Source organism: Methylomonas sp. 2BW1-5-20 (assembly GCF_052474515.1).
Window position 1 is genome coordinate 4,842,047 of the sequence record NZ_CP184127.1, and the last position, 16,088, is coordinate 4,858,134.

Below are 16,088 nucleotides of genomic sequence, written 5' to 3' on the forward strand. Positions count from 1 at the left end.
TTTATCGTAATTTGAAAATTTCGCGCGAGGCGGCGATCAGGTCGTGGCGTTCGTTGGCGCCGGCTTCGCGCAACTGCGCGCAAGGGGTATGGATCAGCTTATTGGTTAAGGTGTGCGCAAGACGTTGCAATACTTCTTCGGCAGCTACGCCACTGTTGAGTTGCGCTTGAGCTCTTTGCAAGGCTTCGTCCCGAGTTCGTTCGGCTTGGGTGCGGAAGTCGCGGATGGTTTCCTGGGCGCCTTGCGAACGCAGCCAGGCCAGGAAGTGCTCTACTTGGGTGTCAATGATTTCCTCGGCCTGCTCGGCGGCCCGGCGGCGCGAGTCCATGTTTTGATTGACGGTGTTCTGCAGGTCGTCGACGGTGTAGAGGTAGACGTCCCGCAATTGGGCGACTTCGGCTTCGATGTCGCGCGGCACGGCTAGGTCGACCATGAACATCGGTTTGTGTTTGCGGATTTTGATCGCACTTTCCACGCGGCCCTTGCCAAGTATCGGTAATTGGCTGGCGGTGGACGACACCACAATATCGGCTTCCGCCAAGTGATTAGGCAGTTCGGCGAGGTTGATCGCATAGCCGTTGAATTGCATCGCCAGGGCGTGGGCTTTGTCGTATGTCCGGTTAGCGATAATGATGCGCCCTATGCCATGTTGATATAGATGGCGGGCGGTCAATTCTATGGTCTCGCCGGCGCCGATCAGCAGCGCGGTTTGTTCGCTGAGTTTGTCGAAAATTTGCTGAGCCAATTGCACGGCGGCAAATGCCACCGAGACCGGGCTGGAGCCGATGGCGGTATCGGTGCGGACTTTTTTGGCGGCGGAAAAGGTGTGTTGAAATAACTTGCTGAGATTTCTGCCCAGCGTACCTGCTTGCGAAGCCGCATGGTAGGCGGTTTTCATTTGGCCGAGAATCTGCGGTTCGCCCAGGATCATCGAATCTAGGCCGCAAGCAACTCTGAACATGTGGCGTATCGACTGGCTGTCCTTGTAACTGTATAGGTAGGGGGTAAATTCCGCCGGTGTGATCTGTTTGGTATCGGCAATCCAGTTTACTAACGAAGACGGATTGTCACTGTCGGCTTGATAGTAAAACTCGGTGCGGTTGCAAGTGGATAGTATGGCCGCCTCGCTAATTTCGCGAAGATTCCACAGATTTTTCAGCGTGTTATCGAGGATTTCCGTCGGGAACGCCAAGCGTTCGCGGACCGCGACCGGCGCTGTATTGTAATTTATCCCTACGGCAAGAAGAGTCATCGGTTGCGAACAATAGCATAAGAAAAGTGCGATATTTTAAGGAATGCGCGGTTTTTGTCCAAATACAATGAAACGACAGTCCGATTCAGGGGCTTTTTCTGGTAATCTATCGATAATAAATTCTCAAAAATGGGTCAATAGATTGCATGAAAAAATGGATAGCCATCGCAATATTTTTATCTTTGTCCGGATGCGCGGTTTCGCCCGAGAAGGAACCTGAGGCAGAGGGAGAGGCTGCCAAGCCAGACGGCTTGGAAAGTAGAGTTAATCGCAATACGGTGATCGACGAGGAGGTGCTGTATTTGTTGATGGCCGCTGAATTGGCTGGGCAGCGTAATCAGTACGACTTGGCGATGGATGCTTATTTGCAGGCTGCCAAGCGAGTTGACGATCCGAGAATCGCAGAGCGGGCGGTAAAAATAGGCTTGTTTTTGAAAGACGAGCAGCGGACTCGAGAAGCCTTGAGCGTCTGGTTGGCTAAAGACGGCAAGAATCTGGCGGCGAGAAAATTCGCCGTGTTATTGGCAATCAAAAATTCCGATCGCAAGGCGGCGGTTGAGAATCTGAATGCCATGTTGGTTGATGATCCGGCCGGGTTTGAAACCGGTCTGCTGGAAATGACCAAGTTATTGGAAAAAGAAGGGCGTACGCAATTCACTTACGATGTGTTGGAAGACTTGGCGCTTCAGCATCCCGCTCAAGCCAACGTATTTTTCGTCCAGGCGGTTTTGGCTTCGGTCTTGCAGAATAACGAGTTGGCTCAGCAAAAAATTAATCGGGCTTTGCTGATAGAGCCGGATTGGAATAAGGCGATTATTTTTCAGGCTCAGTTGGCTGGAAGATCCGGTGATCTGGCTAAGGCTCGTGCCTCTTTGGAAAAAGCGGTCAAGCAGGCCCCGGAGGATCGTCAGCTCAGAAAAATGTTAATAGAGGTGTTGGTTAATAGTCGTGACTACGACGATGCCATTAAGCTTTGTCAAAACGCACTGGAAGACAAGCCTGACGATGCGGAGATGTTATTCACTCTGGCTTTGATTCATATGCAGCAAGGGCAGGTCGATAAGGCTGAAAATGCGCTGGAGAAGCTGTTGAATAACCCGGAATGGGAAGGTCAGGCCAGTTTTTATCTGGGTAAAATTGCGGTGGAGCAGCAGCATCCGGATAAAGCCTTGACATGGTTCGATAGGGTCGGGGACGGCAATTATGCTTTCGATGCGGACATAACGGCAGTGTCGATATTGATGAGTCAAAAGCGCTTCGAGGATGTCGAGGTGCGCGTGAAACGGATGGACATCAAATATCCGGAGCAACATCTACGGATTTTGATGGTTAAGGCCGAGCTTTACAATCAATTAGGTAAATATCAAGAAGCATTCGATGTGCTGACGCAAGCATTGAAAGATATGCCTGATAATCGTGAAGTATTGTATGCCAGGGCTCTTGTGGCCGAGCGTTTGGATAAGCTGGATGTTCTGGAATCCGATTTGCTGAAGATTTTAGACAAAAAGCCGGATGACGTCGGTGCGTTGAATGCATTGGGTTATACCTTGACCGACAGAACTCAGCGTTATGACGAGGCCGCTAAATATCTGGAACGAGCTATCGGTTTGCAGCCTGATGAAGCGGTGGTAATCGATAGTTATGGATGGCTGCAATTTAAGCTGGGTAAGCCGGAGCGGGCATTGGAGTATTTGCGGAGAGCCTATGAAAAGCAGGCTGAAAATGAAATAGCTGCGCATATTATTGAAGTATTGTGGGTTATTGGAGAGAAAAAAGAGGCTAAGGAGTTGTTCGACAGTGTCTATAAAAAATCGCCGGATGACGAATATTTGCTGGAGTTTAAAAAGCGCTTCTTACAGAGTGGGCAATGATTTTTAAGAAATGTCTATTTGTCTTGCCGATTTTAGGGTTGGTGGCCTGTTCGTCGTTACCGGAAGCGCCTATCGATGCATACAGTTTGAGCGACATGCGCGTCTTGCAGCAACAAAGGCAATGGTATTTTGAAGGGCGTTTGGCGTTAACTGATGACCGGGATTCCATTTCGGCGTCGGTAAGTTGGCGGCATAATCCAGGGCGAGACGATATAGAGCTGGCGGGGCCGTTGGCTCAAGGCAAGCTAATCATTTCCGTCGGTCCAGATGTTGTGGTTGTGGATGACGGCGATAAGCGTCAAGAGTTTCGTGGGGCTGTTGACGAGGTATTGGCTGAGCAATTGGGTGTGAATATGCCGGTTAATGCTTTCACATATTGGGTGTTGGGGGGGGTGGATCCGGAGCAGGCGTTCGTTGAGCAGGGTGATGGATTTGTTCAGGCCGGTTGGCGGGTTAGCTTTAAGGAAATGCAGCGAGTGAATACGCTACTGTTGCCACGGAAAATCAATGCGGTTAAAGATAAAACAATAATTAAGTTAATAGTGGATCAGTGGGATTTGTCGTGACTCAAATGCAAGAAATTACGGCGGGATGGGGTGAAAAGTGGCCGGCGCCGGCAAAATTGAATTTAATGTTGAGAATCACGGGGCGCCGTCCTGATGGCTATCATTTGCTGCAAACGGTATTTCAGATCATAGATTTGTGCGATTGGATAACTTTTCATCCTGCGGAAGACGGTCGCGTATTTTTGCGTAATCTAATTCCAGGGGTGCCTGAGCAGGAAGACCTAACCATTCGTGCGGCAAATTTGTTGAAGCAATACACCGGGTGCGGAGCTGGTGTCTGTATTGAAGTAGAAAAAAACCTACCCATGGGGGGTGGGCTTGGAGGCGGCAGTTCGGATGCTGCTACGACTTTAGTGGCTTTAAACAAATTGTGGGATTTGCGATTGACTGTCGAAAGGTTGATGGAGCTGGGTTTGCAATTGGGTGCGGATGTGCCGGTATTTGTATTCGGTTACACGGCTTGGGGGGAGGGTGTTGGCGAGAAACTGTTGCCGATAACGATCCCTGAGCAGTGGGTGGTAATTATCAAGCCGGACTGTCATGTAAATACTAAACAGATTTTTTTAGCGGAAGAGTTGACAAGAGATAGTAAAGTCGTCACAATGCGCGACTTTCTTGCAGGCGATAGGCGGAATGATTGTCTAGCGGTTGTCAGCAAGTTATACAAGGTCGTGGGTGAGGCAATGGATGCTTTGTCCCAGTATGCGGAAGCAAGGTTGACCGGGACTGGTGCGTGCGTGTTTGCCCAGTTTGGCTCTGAAGAGTCGGCTCGGAATGCTTATGCGGCATTAAGTCGAAATTGGTCATGTTATTTGGCCAAAGGTCTTAACAGGTCGCCGTTATATAAAAGCTAAAACAGGGAGTGGTTAAATCAATTTAATGGGCTGTCGCCAAGCGGTAAGGCACGAGGTTTTGATCCTCGCATACCTAGGTTCGAATCCTAGCAGCCCAGCCATAATCTCCAAACAACAATCCCTTGGGAGTGCTTGAATGCAAGAAGCATCGGTAATGGTATTCTCGGGCAATGCCAATAAAGCATTGTCTGAAGGTATTGTGAAGAAGCTGAATATGCGTCTTGGCATGGCCAGCGTCGGTCGTTTTAGTGATGGCGAGATTTTTGTAGAGATAGAAGAGAATGTTAGGGGTAGGGATGTATTTGTGATACAGCCTACTTGTGCGCCGACCAACGAAAACCTGATGGAGTTGTTGGTCATGATTGATGCATTGAGGCGGGCCTCTGCTGCGCGCATCACTGCGGTGATGCCGTATTATGGGTATGCTCGCCAAGATCGTCGCTCAAGATCGGCCAGGGTGCCGATTACTGCTAGATTGGTTGCAGACATGATAGGTAACGCGGGGGCTGATAGAGCGTTGACCGTCGATTTGCACGCTGACCAGATTATGGGGTTTTTCGGGATTCCGGTTGATAACGTTTATGCTTCGCCAATTCTGCTCGGCGATATTTGGCGTCAAGAGTACGAAAATTTGATAGTGGTTTCGCCTGATGTCGGTGGAGTGGTTAGGGCCAGGGCTATCGCGAAACGTCTTGGTGATGCTGATTTGGCAATAATAGACAAGCGTAGGCCTCGGGCCAATGTGTCTGAAATTATGCACATAATCGGCGACGTTGATGGTCGGACATGTGTAATGGTCGATGACTTGGTTGATACGGCCGGTACTTTATGTCATGCAGCTGAGGCGCTAAAGAAGAATGGTGCTAAGAAAGTGGTGGCCTACTGCACGCATCCCGTGTTGTCTGGTGCGGCTGCCGATAATGTTCAAAGGTCTGTGCTTGATGAGTTGGTGGTTACTGATACGATTCCTTTGACGGAGGAATTGTCGGCCGTAACGAAGATTAGGCAATTGAGTGTGGCGGAAATGCTGGCAGAAACAATACGCCGAATAGCTGTTGGTGAGTCTGTAAGCTCGCTTTATGTTGATTGATTAAGAATTAAAGTAGTGCTTGTGGAACAAGCTTTTGGAGAAAAAAATGGCTAACGTATTTGAATTTGTTGCAGAAGCTCGCAGTGCCTCGGGCAGTAGTGCGGCTAAAGTTGTTCGTCGCCAAGGTAAGGTGCCAGCGGTAATTTATGGCGGTAGCGGCGAACCTGAAATGTTGCTGCTGGATCATAATGAGGTTGTTAAGCATTTGGTGCATGAGGCTGTTTATTCTCACGTATTGGATGTTAAGATCGACGGCAGAACGGAAAAGGCTGTGCTGAAGCATATTCAGCGTCATCCTGCAAAGCCGCAGGTGCTGCACATTGATTTTATGCGAGTCGACGAAACCCACAAATTAAAAGTGCATGTGCCTTTGCATTTTATTAATGAAGCAATTTCTGTTGGGGTTAAAAAAGGCGGCGTTGTCGCGCATGCAATGGCTGATGTTGAGGTGTTGTGTATGCCGTCCGCATTGCCTGAGTTTATCGAGGTGGATTTGGCGGCGGTAGAAATTGGCTCAACCATTCATCTCTCTGATTTGATTTTGCCGGCTGGGGTTGAGATTCCTGTGCTACAGCATGGTGTGGAGCATGATCATCCGGTCGCGCAAATTGTTAAGTCCAAATCGACGGATTCTGCTGAGTAGGGTGTCGGTTTTTAAGATTGAATGATTAAGTTAATTGTTGGGCTGGGTAATCCTGGCCAGCAATACGAAAAAACCCGGCATAATGCCGGGTTTTTGTTTGTGGATTGTCTGGCAGATTTCTTCGATGCAAGCTGGGTGGCGGCTAGTCAATTTCAGGGTGAGTTGGCTGAGTGCAATATTTCGGGGAGTAGATTGGTTTTGTTGAAGCCGATGACGTTCATGAACAAAAGTGGGATGTCTGTGGGTAAGGTTTTGAGATATTACAAATTTAGACCCGAAGAATTGCTAGTGGCGCATGATGAGCTTGAGCTTGTTGAAGGAATTGTCAGGTTAAAGCGTGATGGCGGGCATTCGGGGCACAATGGTCTTCGTGATATTATTGCGCATATCGACTCCAGAGATTTTTATAGGCTGAGGGTCGGCATAGGTAGGCCAGCTGCTGGGAAAAATGTAGCTGATTATGTGTTGTCCAAGATGTCTTCGGATAGTCAGTTAAGTTTGATGAGGTTATTTGAATTGCTGTTGGGCTGTATGGGTGGGGTGATTGAAGGTGATCTGGCTTTGGTTAACGAGTTGGTTCTTAGTAAATAATCTCATAAAAAAACTTGACTAAGTTTTTTTAAATAAGGATAATTGATCGAATAAGTAACGGAGGGGTTCCCGAGCGGCCAAAGGGATCAGACTGTAAATCTGCCGGTTCTACCTTCGGAGGTTCGAATCCTCCCCCCTCCACCACCAAATTTATGGGATCTGCGGGTGTAGTTCAATGGTAGAACTCCAGCCTTCCAAGCTGATTGCGTGGGTTCGATTCCCATCACCCGCTCCATTTCCGGGGTAAAGTACTCGCTCATATAGCTCAGTAGGTAGAGCACTTCCTTGGTAAGGAAGAGGTCACCGGTTCGAATCCGGTTATGAGCTCCAGATTGGATTGAATGTTTTTGTTGTAGTTAGGGTGTTTCATAATGGCTAAAGAAAAATTTGAAAGAAAGAAACCGCACGTAAACGTTGGCACTATAGGCCATGTTGACCACGGCAAAACCACATTAACAGCGGCATTAACAAAGGTTATGGCGGAGCTGCAAGGCGGCGAAGTTAAAGCTTTTGATCAAATCGACAACGCCCCGGAAGAGCGTGCGCGCGGTATTACCATCTCTACCTCGCACGTAGAGTATGAGTCTGCTAATCGCCACTATGCTCACGTTGACTGCCCAGGCCATGCTGACTACGTCAAAAACATGATTACCGGTGCGGCTCAAATGGATGGTGCGATCCTGGTTTGCTCGGCTGCTGATGGCCCTATGCCGCAAACCCGTGAACACATTCTGCTGTCACGCCAAGTCGGTGTGCCATACATCGTGGTGTTCCTGAACAAAGCGGACATGGTTGACGACGCCGAGCTGATCGAGCTGGTTGAGATGGAAATCCGTGAATTGTTGAACCAATACGAATTTCCTGGCGACGATACCCCTATCATCGTGGGCTCTGCATTAAAAGCTTTAGAAGGCGAACAAAGCGAAATCGGTGTACAATCTGTGGTTCGCTTGGTGGAAGCACTGGACAGCTACATTCCTGAGCCAGAGCGTGCGATCGACGGCAAATTCTTGATGCCTATCGAAGACGTATTCTCAATTTCCGGTCGCGGTACCGTGGTAACCGGTCGTGTTGAGCGTGGCATCATCAAGGTCGGTGAAGAAGTCGAGATTGTCGGTATTAAAGATACCGTCAAAACTACCTGCACCGGCGTCGAAATGTTCCGTAAGCTGCTGGATCAAGGTCAAGCAGGCGACAACGTGGGTGTATTGCTGCGTGGTACTAAAAGAGATGACGTCGAGCGCGGTCAAGTATTGGCGCACGTAAACTCCATCAAGCCGCATGCGCACTTCAAGGCCGAAATTTATGTGCTGTCCAAAGAAGAGGGTGGGCGTCACACACCATTCTTCAACGGCTACCGCCCACAGTTCTACTTTAGAACGACAGACGTAACCGGCGCAGTCGATCTGCCAGAAGGCGTTGAAATGGTCATGCCTGGCGATAACATTGCCGTAACTGTGAAATTAATTTCACCCATCGCGATGGAAGACGGTTTGCGTTTTGCGATTCGTGAAGGTGGTCGTACCGTCGGTGCGGGTGTTGTTGCTTCTATTATCGAGTAACAGCGGTTTTTGGTTCAAAAAATATTTTCTGAATAGGTCAGTAGTTCAATTGGTAGAGCAGCGGTCTCCAAAACCGCAAGTTGGGGGTTCGAGTCCCTCCTGGCCTGCCATTCGGAAAATCTTCATAATTTAATTCAAGTTGACTAAATGAACGCACATGCAGAAGAAGTCACCTCGGTGGTCGACATTGTAAAGCTGGCTTTATCTTTGGTTTTTGTTGTTGCCGGCATTTCAGCGTTCTACTATTTCTCTGATTTCCAACTTCTTTATCGCGTTTTGGTTTTGGTTGCTGTTTTGGGTGCTGCAGTTGCGGTTGCCTTCACGACTGCTAAAGGCCGCGGTTTGTGGGGATTTATGCTGGAATCCAAACAGGAGTTTAAAAGAATAGTATGGCCCACTAAAGATGAGGCGGTTCGCACCACTCTCATGGTTTTTTTAATGGTTTTTATAGTTGGCTTAATACTGTGGTTGCTAGATATGTTTCTGTTTTGGGGTGTTCAGCTGCTGATGAGTCAGGGGATTAAATAATGACGCTTCGCTGGTATGTTGTTCACGCTTATTCCAATTTTGAAAACAAAGTTAAGCAAGCTCTAGAAGAGCGTATAAAACGGGAAGGTCTGCAAGAGTTTTTTGGAAAAATTCTGGTTCCTACCGAAGAAGTTGTTGAAATGCGCATGGGTCAACAACGTAAAAGCGAAAGAAAATTCTTTCCTGGATACGTCCTCGTGCAAATGGAATTGAATGACGAAACCTGGCATTTGGTTAGAAACGTTCCTAGAGTTTTGGGCTTTATTGGTGGGGCGTCGGATCGGCCTTCACCTATATCGGAAAAAGAAGCGATGGCTATATTGAATCGCGTTGAAGAAGGCGTAAATAAGCCAAGACCTAAAGTATTGTTCGAGGTTGGGGAAGTTGTTCGGATTACCGATGGCCCGTTTAAAGACTTCAATGGCAATATTGAAGAGGTTAATTACGAGAAAAGTCGGTTACGCGTGTCTGTTCTCATTTTTGGTCGATCTACACCAGTCGAATTAGAATTTGGACAGGTTGAAAAAGTCTAACCACACAGTTCGAGATTTTTACGAATCCCTGTCATTTTTGTGGCCGGGATTTTTGTTTGTTGGGGAGCTGAAAAGCGTCTGCACCCGTTAGGAGTATAAAATGGCAAAAAAAATTGATTCTTACATCAAGCTGCAAGTGAAAGCAGGTGAAGCTAATCCCAGTCCGCCAATCGGCCCGGCGTTGGGTCAGCGCGGTGTAAATATTATGGAGTTCTGTAAAGCATTTAACGCTAGAACCCAAGAAGTCGAGAAGGGCCTGCCTTTACCGGTTGTGATCACCGTTTATAGCGATAAAAGCTTTACTTTTATTACAAAAACGCCGCCTGCGTCAGTTTTGTTGAAAAAAGCAGTTGGCATTAAAAGCGGTAGCAGCAAACCAAATTCTAATAAAGTCGGCACGGTCTCTCGTGCTCAATTAGAAGAAATTGCGAAAACCAAAATGGAAGATTTGAATGCGGCTGATTTAGAGGCGGCGGTAAGGATTATTGCGGGAAGCGCTCGCAGCATGGGCTTGAACGTGGAGGGCGTGTAATGGCAAAAGTAACAAAAAAAGCAAAGGCTATCAAAGAAAAGGTAGTCAGAAGCAAACAATATTCGGTTGCCGAAGCAGTGGCTCTGTTAAAAGAATTTGCAAATAGCAAGTTTGATGAGTCGGTTGATGTCAGTGTTAACTTAGGTGTTGATCCGCGTAAATCCGATCAAAACGTTCGTGGTGCCTCTGTGCTGCCTAACGGAACAGGCAAAACGGTAAGAGTTGCTGTGTTTACTCAAGGCCCTAATGCGGATGCTGCGCGAGAAGCTGGCGCGGATATCGTCGGTATGGATGATTTGGCCGAGCAAGTAAAACGCGGCGAAATGAACTTCGATGTAGTTATTGCTTCACCTGATGCAATGCGCGTGGTTGGTCAATTGGGTCAAATTTTAGGTCCAAGAGGCCTGATGCCAAACCCGAAAGTAGGTACCGTAACGCCTGACGTCGTTACAGCGGTTAAAAATGCTAAATCAGGGCAGGTCAGATACCGCACCGATAAATCAGGCATCATTCATTGCTCGATCGGTAAAGTCTCTTTCGATGAAACCTCGCTTAAACAAAATTTGGAATTTTTAATTTCAGATTTGAAAAAAGCTAAGCCCACAGCAGCGAAGGGCGTGTATCTGAAAAAGATTGCATTGTCTTCGACTATGGGGCCGGGTTTGTGGATTGATCAAAGCAGTATCGATATTTAAAATAACAAGTTTTAAGGCTTTGGGTTGCCGAATCATCGGCAACCGTCAAAGACCGTAGGTGCGCAAGCTTAATTTTCCTACGCAGACGGGAGCTGGAGCCGCAAAGTTGGTGAAAGGGACCGTGAAAGGGGCATCGAAAGATGCGTTTCATAGATCCGATGCATAATCGGAAAGTACCGGAGGTAGATGTGGCACTCAATTTAGATAGCAAAAAAGTTGTCGTAGAGGAAGTTGCTGAATTCGCCGCTAAAGCCCATTCCGCAATCGCTGCGGAATATCGGGGTTTAACAGTTACCGAGTTGACGGAGCTGCGTAAAACCGCGAGAGAAACGGGTGTTTATTTGCGCGTAGTCAAAAACACACTGGCTAAACGTGCTGTCGCTGGGACTGAGTTTGAATGTATGCAGGAAGGACTGGTTGGTCCTTTGATTCTGGCATTTTCCATGGAAGATCCAGGCTGCGCTGCACGACTCATCAGCGAATTCTCAAAAGGCCACAACAAACTGATCGCGAAAGTAGTTGCGATCGGTGGACAGGCTTTTGACGGATCGGAGCTGGATAGATTGGCAAGATTGCCAACCCGTGATCAAGGTATCAGCATGCTGATGTCTGTCATGAAAGCACCGGTTGAGAAACTCGCGCGTACTCTGGCTGCAATCAGAGACGAGAAAGAAGCGGCATAATCTCGCGTTAACCAGTTAAAACTCATTAATTTTAGAGGAATATACAATGGCAATTTCACAACAAGACATCTTGGAAGCAGTCTCTAACATGACTGTGATGGAAATCGTTGATCTGATTTCAGCGATGGAAGAAAAGTTTGGCGTTTCTGCTGCTGCGGCAGTAGCAGTTGCTGCTCCTGTAGCGGCGGCTGTTGTTGAAGAACAAACCGAATTCGATGTCATCTTGACCGGTTTCGGCGAAAACAAAGTAGCGGTTATTAAAGCGGTTCGTGGTTTAACGGGTCTGGGCTTGAAAGAAGCGAAAGACGCTGTTGAAGGTGCTCCAACTACAATCAAAGAAGGCGTCAGCAAATCCGAAGCTGAAGCTGCGAAAAAAGAGCTTGAAGACGCTGGCGCAACTGCCGACATCAAATAAGCATCTTGACTGCATATCAGGCATAAGCCTACCAAACCGGGCTGACGGCATTTTGCCGTCGGCCTTTTACTGTTTCTAAAAACAGTAGTAAATAATCTCTGACGACGAAGGTATAGAAGCAATATGGCCTATTCTTTTACCGAAAAAAAGCGTATCCGTAATAATTTTGGGAAAGGTACTGAAGTACTTGAAGTCCCATATCTTTTGGCAACACAAATTGATTCGTATGCGAATTTCTTGCAGTCTGGCATAGAGCCGGATAAAAGACGCAATCAAGGACTGCATGCCGCATTCTCCAGTGTCTTTCCGGTAGTAAGTCATTCCGGCTATGCTGTATTGGAGTACGTTAAATATCGCTTGGGGGAACCCGCATTCGATGTAAGAGAGTGTCAACAGCGCGGTGCCACATTTTCAGCACCGTTGCGCGTATTAGTGCGTCTGGTTATCTATGATAAAGATGCGCCTGCCAATACCAAAGTAGTTAAAGATATCAGAGAGCAAGAAGTCTACATGGGTGAACTACCCTTGATGACCGACAACGGTACCTTTGTTATCAATGGCACGGAACGCGTCATTGTGTCCCAATTGCATAGATCGCCGGGAGTGTTTTACGATCACGATAAGGGTAAAACCCATTCATCGGGGAAGCTATTATTCAACGCCCGTGTTATCCCTTACCGCGGTTCATGGCTGGATTTTGAGTTCGATCATAAAGACGCGGTTTATGTGCGTATAGACAGACGCAGAAAAATTCCTGCCACAATTTTGTTGCGGGCTTTAGGTTACGAAAACGAAGAAATGATCAAAATTTTCTTCGAGACCAATAAGTTCTCGTTAAGTGCCGACAAATTAATGTTTCACGTCATTCCCGAGCGATTGCGCGGGGAAATGGCAGTATTCGATATCAAACACGACGGTAAAGTCGTTATCGAAGAAGGTCGCAGGATTACCGCCAAACATGTGCGTCAACTGGAAAAGTCCGGTGTTACCGAAATTGAAGTCCCTAGGGATTACTTGTACGGAAAAATTCTGGGTCATAACGTCGTCGATAAGTCGACCGGTGAATTATTAGCCAGCGTCAACGACGAAATTACTGAAAACCTGTTGCAGAAATTAATCGATGCCGGCGTTAGCGAGATTAATACGCTGTATGTCAACGATTTGGATAGAGGTCCGTATATTTCTAATTCAATGCGATTGGATACGACGACTAATCGATTGGAAGCTTTGGTGGAAATTTACCGGATGATGCGGCCTGGTGAGCCGCCGACGGTGGAATCCGCCGAGAATTTGTTTGAAAATCTGTTTTTCACCGACGAACGCTATGACTTATCAGCTGTTGGTCGGATGAAGTTCAATCGTCGCTTGGGTCGTGAAGAAACCGAGGGCACTGGTACGTTAAGCAAAGAAGACATCATCGATGTACTTAAAGAGCTGATCAAAATCAGAAACGGCAACGGTACTGTTGACGACATCGATCATTTGGGCAATAGAAGGGTACGTTCTGTCGGCGAAATGATCGAGAACCAGTTCCGTATCGGGTTGGTTCGTGTTGAACGAGCTGTAAGAGAACGTCTCACCTTGGCCGATTCCGAGGGCTATATGCCGCAGGAAATTATCAATGCCAAGCCGGTTTCTGCGGCGGTAAAAGAGTTTTTTGGTTCCAGCCAGCTGTCGCAGTTTATGGACCAAAACAATCCGCTGTCGCAAGTTACCCATAAACGCCGGGTTTCGGCGTTGGGTCCAGGTGGTTTGGCTAGAGAACGCGCAGGTTTTGAGGTTCGCGACGTTCACACCACCCACTATGGCCGCGTTTGCCCCATCGAAACTCCCGAGGGTCCGAACATCGGTTTGATTAACTCGCTGTCGGTTTATGCTCGAACCAACGAATATGGTTTCCTGGAAACCCCATATCGTAAAGTAGTCGATGGCAAGGTCACCGATCAAGTGGATTACATCTCTGCGATTGAAGAAGGCGAGTACGTTATTGCGCAGTCCAGTGTGGCTGTTGACGAAAACGGTAAATTGGTGGAAGGCTTGGTATCTTGCCGTTATAAGGACGAGTTTACCTTGGCGTCGTCCGATACCGTGCAATATATGGACGTTTCATCGAAGCAGATCGTGTCCGTGGCGGCATCAATTATCCCATTCCTTGAGCATGACGACGCGAACCGGGCATTAATGGGTTCGAACATGCAGCGTCAGGCAGTTCCGACCTTGCGCGCCGAGAAACCGCTGGTCGGTACCGGCATGGAGCGCGTGGTGGCAAAAGACTCAGGTGTGACCGTGGTGGCAACTCGCGGCGGCCGTATCGAAGCGGTTGATGCCGGCCGTATCGTAGTGCGTGCGAACGATAACGAAACCGTGGCTGGCGTGCCTGGCGTCGATATTTATAACTTGATTAAATACACTCGATCTAATCAGAACACCTGTATTAACCAAAAGCCGTTGGTCAAATTGGGAGACACGGTCAGGGCCGGAGATATTTTGGCCGATGGTCCGTCAACCGATATTGGTGAATTGGCCTTGGGTCAAAATATGCTGATCGCATTCATGCCGTGGAATGGTTACAACTTCGAAGACTCCATATTGGTGTCTGAGCGGGTGGTGAAGGAAGACCGTTTCACGACGATTCATATTGAAGAAAAGACCTGCGTGGCTCGCGAGACTAAACATAGTCCGGAAGAAATTACAGCCGATATTCCTAATGTTAGCGAAGAAGCGTTATCGAAGTTGGATGAATCCGGCATCGTTTACGTTGGTGCTGAAGTGAAGGGTGGTGACATCTTGGTCGGTAAAGTTACGCCAAAAGGTGAAACGCAATTGACACCGGAAGAGAAGTTGCTGCGAGCCATTTTTGGTGAAAAAGCGGCGGACGTAAAGGATACTTCGCTACGCGTACCGGGTAACGTTCGCGGTACGGTCATTGATGTGCAGGTCTTTACACGCGATGGGGTTAAGAAAGATAAGCGTGCCCTGGAAATCGAAGAAGCCGAAATTAAACGTTATCGCAAAGACTTGGATGACCAGCTGAAAATCGTAGAACATGATATTTTTGCTAGGGTCAAAACTTTGCTGGTAGGCAAAAAGGCAGAAAAGGGTCCCAACGCGTTGAAAAAAGGCGAAGAAATCAGCGCCGATTACCTAGATGGCTTGGTGCCGTCCGAACTGTTGAAAATTCGTACGCAAGATGAAGATGTTAACGTGCAATTGGAAACAGTCGCCGAACATGTAGAGCAGCAGCGTAAGGAATTCGACGAGCGTTTCGAGCAGAAAAAGAAAAAAATCACCATGGGCGACGATTTGGCGCCAGGCGTATTGAAAATGGTCAAAGTGTACTTGGCCGTTAAAAAGCGCATTCAACCTGGTGACAAAATGGCTGGTCGTCACGGTAACAAGGGTGTTATCTCGCAAATTGTGCCGATTGAAGACATGCCTTATACAGCAGATGGCAATCCGGTAGACATCCTGTTAAATCCTCTTGGCGTACCGTCGCGGATGAACGTTGGGCAGGTACTGGAAACTCATTTGGGTTGGGCTTCTAAAGGCTTGGGTATCAAGATCGGTAAGATGTTGGAGGCCCAGGCAAAAGTCGCGGAAATTCGCGGCTTTTTAGAAAAAATATACAACTATAGCGGTAGAAAAGAAGATCTGAATTCGTTTACCGATAAAGAAATTTTGGAAATGTCCGTCAATCTGGTCGCTGGTGTACCAATGGCAACCCCGGTATTTGACGGCGCTTCCGAGGAAGATATCCGCACCATGCTGCGTTTAGCCGATTTGCCCGAACATGGTCAAACCGTTCTTTACGATGGCTTGACCGGCGAGCCATTTGAGCGCGAAGTGACCGTGGGTTACATGTATATGCTGAAGTTGAATCATTTGGTGGACGACAAGATGCATGCGCGTTCAACGGGTCCATACAGTCTCGTTACTCAGCAGCCATTGGGCGGTAAAGCTCAATTCGGCGGCCAACGTTTTGGGGAAATGGAGGTTTGGGCGCTGGAAGCCTACGGTGCCGCTTATACATTGCAAGAAATGTTGACGGTCAAGTCCGACGACGTGACAGGCAGAACCAGAATGTATAAAAACATTGTTGACGGTAATCACTCAATGGAAGCAGGTATGCCGGAATCGTTCAACGTATTGGTTAAAGAAATACGTTCGTTGGCGGTAAATATCGAAATGGAACAAGATTAATTCCGTTCTTTGCGAAATAGATTCTGGACAATATCGGATAACATATAAAGAGGGTAAGCTCTTGAAAGATTTA

The 16,088-nt window shown here is 47.8% G+C and carries 15 protein-coding genes and 5 tRNA genes; 19 read left to right on the forward strand and 1 reads right to left on the reverse strand.

What is annotated here, in order from left to right; all coding sequences use genetic code 11:
• Window position 1: 1 nt before the first annotated feature.
• Window positions 2-1,252, reverse strand: coding sequence for a glutamyl-tRNA reductase (hemA, locus tag ACH50O_RS22255; protein WP_446809940.1), 1,251 nt, complete (start codon window positions 1,250-1,252; stop codon window positions 2-4).
• Between the two features lie 146 nt (window positions 1,253-1,398).
• Between hemA and ACH50O_RS22260 the strand changes: the two genes are divergently transcribed.
• From ACH50O_RS22260 to rpoB, 19 genes are all read left to right on the forward strand, one after another.
• A complete protein-coding gene (locus tag ACH50O_RS22260) occupies window positions 1,399-3,123 on the forward strand; it encodes a tetratricopeptide repeat protein (RefSeq protein WP_446809941.1) in 1,725 nt (574 codons plus the stop codon).
• On the forward strand, window positions 3,120-3,689 hold the full coding sequence (locus ACH50O_RS22265; protein WP_446809942.1) for a lipoprotein insertase outer membrane protein LolB: 570 nt from the start codon (window positions 3,120-3,122) through the stop codon (window positions 3,687-3,689). Before ACH50O_RS22260 ends, ACH50O_RS22265 begins: the two co-directional genes overlap by 4 nt.
• Before the next feature lie 5 nt (window positions 3,690-3,694).
• The gene (gene ispE / locus ACH50O_RS22270) at window positions 3,695-4,543 is read left to right on the forward strand and encodes a 4-(cytidine 5'-diphospho)-2-C-methyl-D-erythritol kinase (RefSeq protein WP_446812179.1); all 849 of its coding nucleotides are present in this window, start codon (window positions 3,695-3,697) and stop codon (window positions 4,541-4,543) included.
• A 26-nt stretch (window positions 4,544-4,569) separates the two neighbouring features.
• Window positions 4,570-4,644: transfer RNA gene (locus ACH50O_RS22275), tRNA-Gln, on the forward strand.
• 35 nt (window positions 4,645-4,679) lie between these two features.
• Window positions 4,680-5,633 (forward strand): ribose-phosphate diphosphokinase, encoded by a 954-nt coding sequence (locus ACH50O_RS22280; protein ID WP_446809943.1) that lies wholly within the window; start codon window positions 4,680-4,682, stop codon window positions 5,631-5,633.
• Window positions 5,634-5,679: 46 nt separating this feature from the next.
• Window positions 5,680-6,276 carry a 50S ribosomal protein L25/general stress protein Ctc gene (locus ACH50O_RS22285; RefSeq protein WP_446809944.1) on the forward strand — a complete coding sequence of 199 codons (597 nt, stop codon included), beginning with the start codon at window positions 5,680-5,682 and terminating at the stop codon, window positions 6,274-6,276.
• A 21-nt stretch (window positions 6,277-6,297) separates the two neighbouring features.
• Complete coding sequence (gene pth, locus ACH50O_RS22290; RefSeq protein ID WP_446809945.1) at window positions 6,298-6,867, forward strand: aminoacyl-tRNA hydrolase; 570 nt, start codon at window positions 6,298-6,300, stop codon at window positions 6,865-6,867.
• Window positions 6,868-6,926: 59 nt separating this feature from the next.
• A tRNA-Tyr gene (locus tag ACH50O_RS22295) sits at window positions 6,927-7,011 on the forward strand.
• Between the two features lie 17 nt (window positions 7,012-7,028).
• Window positions 7,029-7,102, forward strand: a tRNA-Gly gene (locus ACH50O_RS22300).
• A gap of 19 nt (window positions 7,103-7,121) precedes the next feature.
• Window positions 7,122-7,197 (forward strand) — tRNA-Thr (locus tag ACH50O_RS22305).
• A 41-nt stretch (window positions 7,198-7,238) separates the two neighbouring features.
• Window positions 7,239-8,429 carry an elongation factor Tu gene (tuf, locus tag ACH50O_RS22310; protein ID WP_446809946.1) on the forward strand — a complete coding sequence of 397 codons (1,191 nt, stop codon included), beginning with the start codon at window positions 7,239-7,241 and terminating at the stop codon, window positions 8,427-8,429.
• Window positions 8,430-8,463: 34 nt separating this feature from the next.
• Window positions 8,464-8,539 (forward strand) — tRNA-Trp (locus ACH50O_RS22315).
• 37 nt (window positions 8,540-8,576) lie between these two features.
• Complete coding sequence (secE, locus tag ACH50O_RS22320; protein ID WP_446809947.1) at window positions 8,577-8,957, forward strand: preprotein translocase subunit SecE; 381 nt, start codon at window positions 8,577-8,579, stop codon at window positions 8,955-8,957.
• Entirely contained in the window at window positions 8,957-9,490 is a 534-nt protein-coding gene (gene nusG, locus ACH50O_RS22325; RefSeq protein ID WP_036280331.1) for a transcription termination/antitermination protein NusG, read from the forward strand. The genes secE and nusG overlap by 1 nt, the downstream gene beginning before the upstream one ends.
• Window positions 9,491-9,590: 100 nt before the next feature.
• The gene (gene rplK / locus ACH50O_RS22330) at window positions 9,591-10,022 is read left to right on the forward strand and encodes a 50S ribosomal protein L11 (protein WP_446809948.1); all 432 of its coding nucleotides are present in this window, start codon (window positions 9,591-9,593) and stop codon (window positions 10,020-10,022) included.
• Window positions 10,022-10,717 carry a 50S ribosomal protein L1 gene (rplA, locus tag ACH50O_RS22335; protein ID WP_020484794.1) on the forward strand — a complete coding sequence of 232 codons (696 nt, stop codon included), beginning with the start codon at window positions 10,022-10,024 and terminating at the stop codon, window positions 10,715-10,717. The genes rplK and rplA overlap by 1 nt, the downstream gene beginning before the upstream one ends.
• Window positions 10,718-10,905: 188 nt before the next feature.
• Window positions 10,906-11,400 (forward strand): 50S ribosomal protein L10, encoded by a 495-nt coding sequence (rplJ, locus tag ACH50O_RS22340; protein WP_026147170.1) that lies wholly within the window; start codon window positions 10,906-10,908, stop codon window positions 11,398-11,400.
• Between the two features lie 46 nt (window positions 11,401-11,446).
• Window positions 11,447-11,815: a 50S ribosomal protein L7/L12 gene (gene rplL / locus ACH50O_RS22345; protein WP_446809949.1), complete on the forward strand. Its 369-nt coding sequence runs from the start codon at window positions 11,447-11,449 to the stop codon at window positions 11,813-11,815.
• 123 nt (window positions 11,816-11,938) lie between these two features.
• On the forward strand, window positions 11,939-16,015 hold the full coding sequence (rpoB, locus tag ACH50O_RS22350; protein WP_446809950.1) for a DNA-directed RNA polymerase subunit beta: 4,077 nt from the start codon (window positions 11,939-11,941) through the stop codon (window positions 16,013-16,015).
• Window positions 16,016-16,088 lie beyond the last annotated feature (73 nt).

What these genes read in the sequence shown, in the direction of transcription:
- hemA (WP_446809940.1), bottom strand. Translation starts at nt 1,252, where the DNA reads ATGACTCTTCTTGCCGTAGGGATAAATTACAATACAGCGCCGGTCGCG.
- ACH50O_RS22260 (WP_446809941.1), top strand. Translation starts at nt 1,399, where the DNA reads ATGAAAAAATGGATAGCCATCGCAATATTTTTATCTTTGTCCGGATGC.
- ACH50O_RS22265 (WP_446809942.1), top strand. Translation starts at nt 3,120, where the DNA reads ATGATTTTTAAGAAATGTCTATTTGTCTTGCCGATTTTAGGGTTGGTG.
- ispE (WP_446812179.1), top strand. Translation starts at nt 3,695, where the DNA reads ATGCAAGAAATTACGGCGGGATGGGGTGAAAAGTGGCCGGCGCCGGCA.
- ACH50O_RS22280 (WP_446809943.1), top strand. Translation starts at nt 4,680, where the DNA reads ATGCAAGAAGCATCGGTAATGGTATTCTCGGGCAATGCCAATAAAGCA.
- ACH50O_RS22285 (WP_446809944.1), top strand. Translation starts at nt 5,680, where the DNA reads ATGGCTAACGTATTTGAATTTGTTGCAGAAGCTCGCAGTGCCTCGGGC.
- pth (WP_446809945.1), top strand. Translation starts at nt 6,298, where the DNA reads ATGATTAAGTTAATTGTTGGGCTGGGTAATCCTGGCCAGCAATACGAA.
- tuf (WP_446809946.1), top strand. Translation starts at nt 7,239, where the DNA reads ATGGCTAAAGAAAAATTTGAAAGAAAGAAACCGCACGTAAACGTTGGC.
- secE (WP_446809947.1), top strand. Translation starts at nt 8,577, where the DNA reads ATGAACGCACATGCAGAAGAAGTCACCTCGGTGGTCGACATTGTAAAG.
- nusG (WP_036280331.1), top strand. Translation starts at nt 8,957, where the DNA reads ATGACGCTTCGCTGGTATGTTGTTCACGCTTATTCCAATTTTGAAAAC.
- rplK (WP_446809948.1), top strand. Translation starts at nt 9,591, where the DNA reads ATGGCAAAAAAAATTGATTCTTACATCAAGCTGCAAGTGAAAGCAGGT.
- rplA (WP_020484794.1), top strand. Translation starts at nt 10,022, where the DNA reads ATGGCAAAAGTAACAAAAAAAGCAAAGGCTATCAAAGAAAAGGTAGTC.
- rplL (WP_446809949.1), top strand. Translation starts at nt 11,447, where the DNA reads ATGGCAATTTCACAACAAGACATCTTGGAAGCAGTCTCTAACATGACT.
- rpoB (WP_446809950.1), top strand. Translation starts at nt 11,939, where the DNA reads ATGGCCTATTCTTTTACCGAAAAAAAGCGTATCCGTAATAATTTTGGG.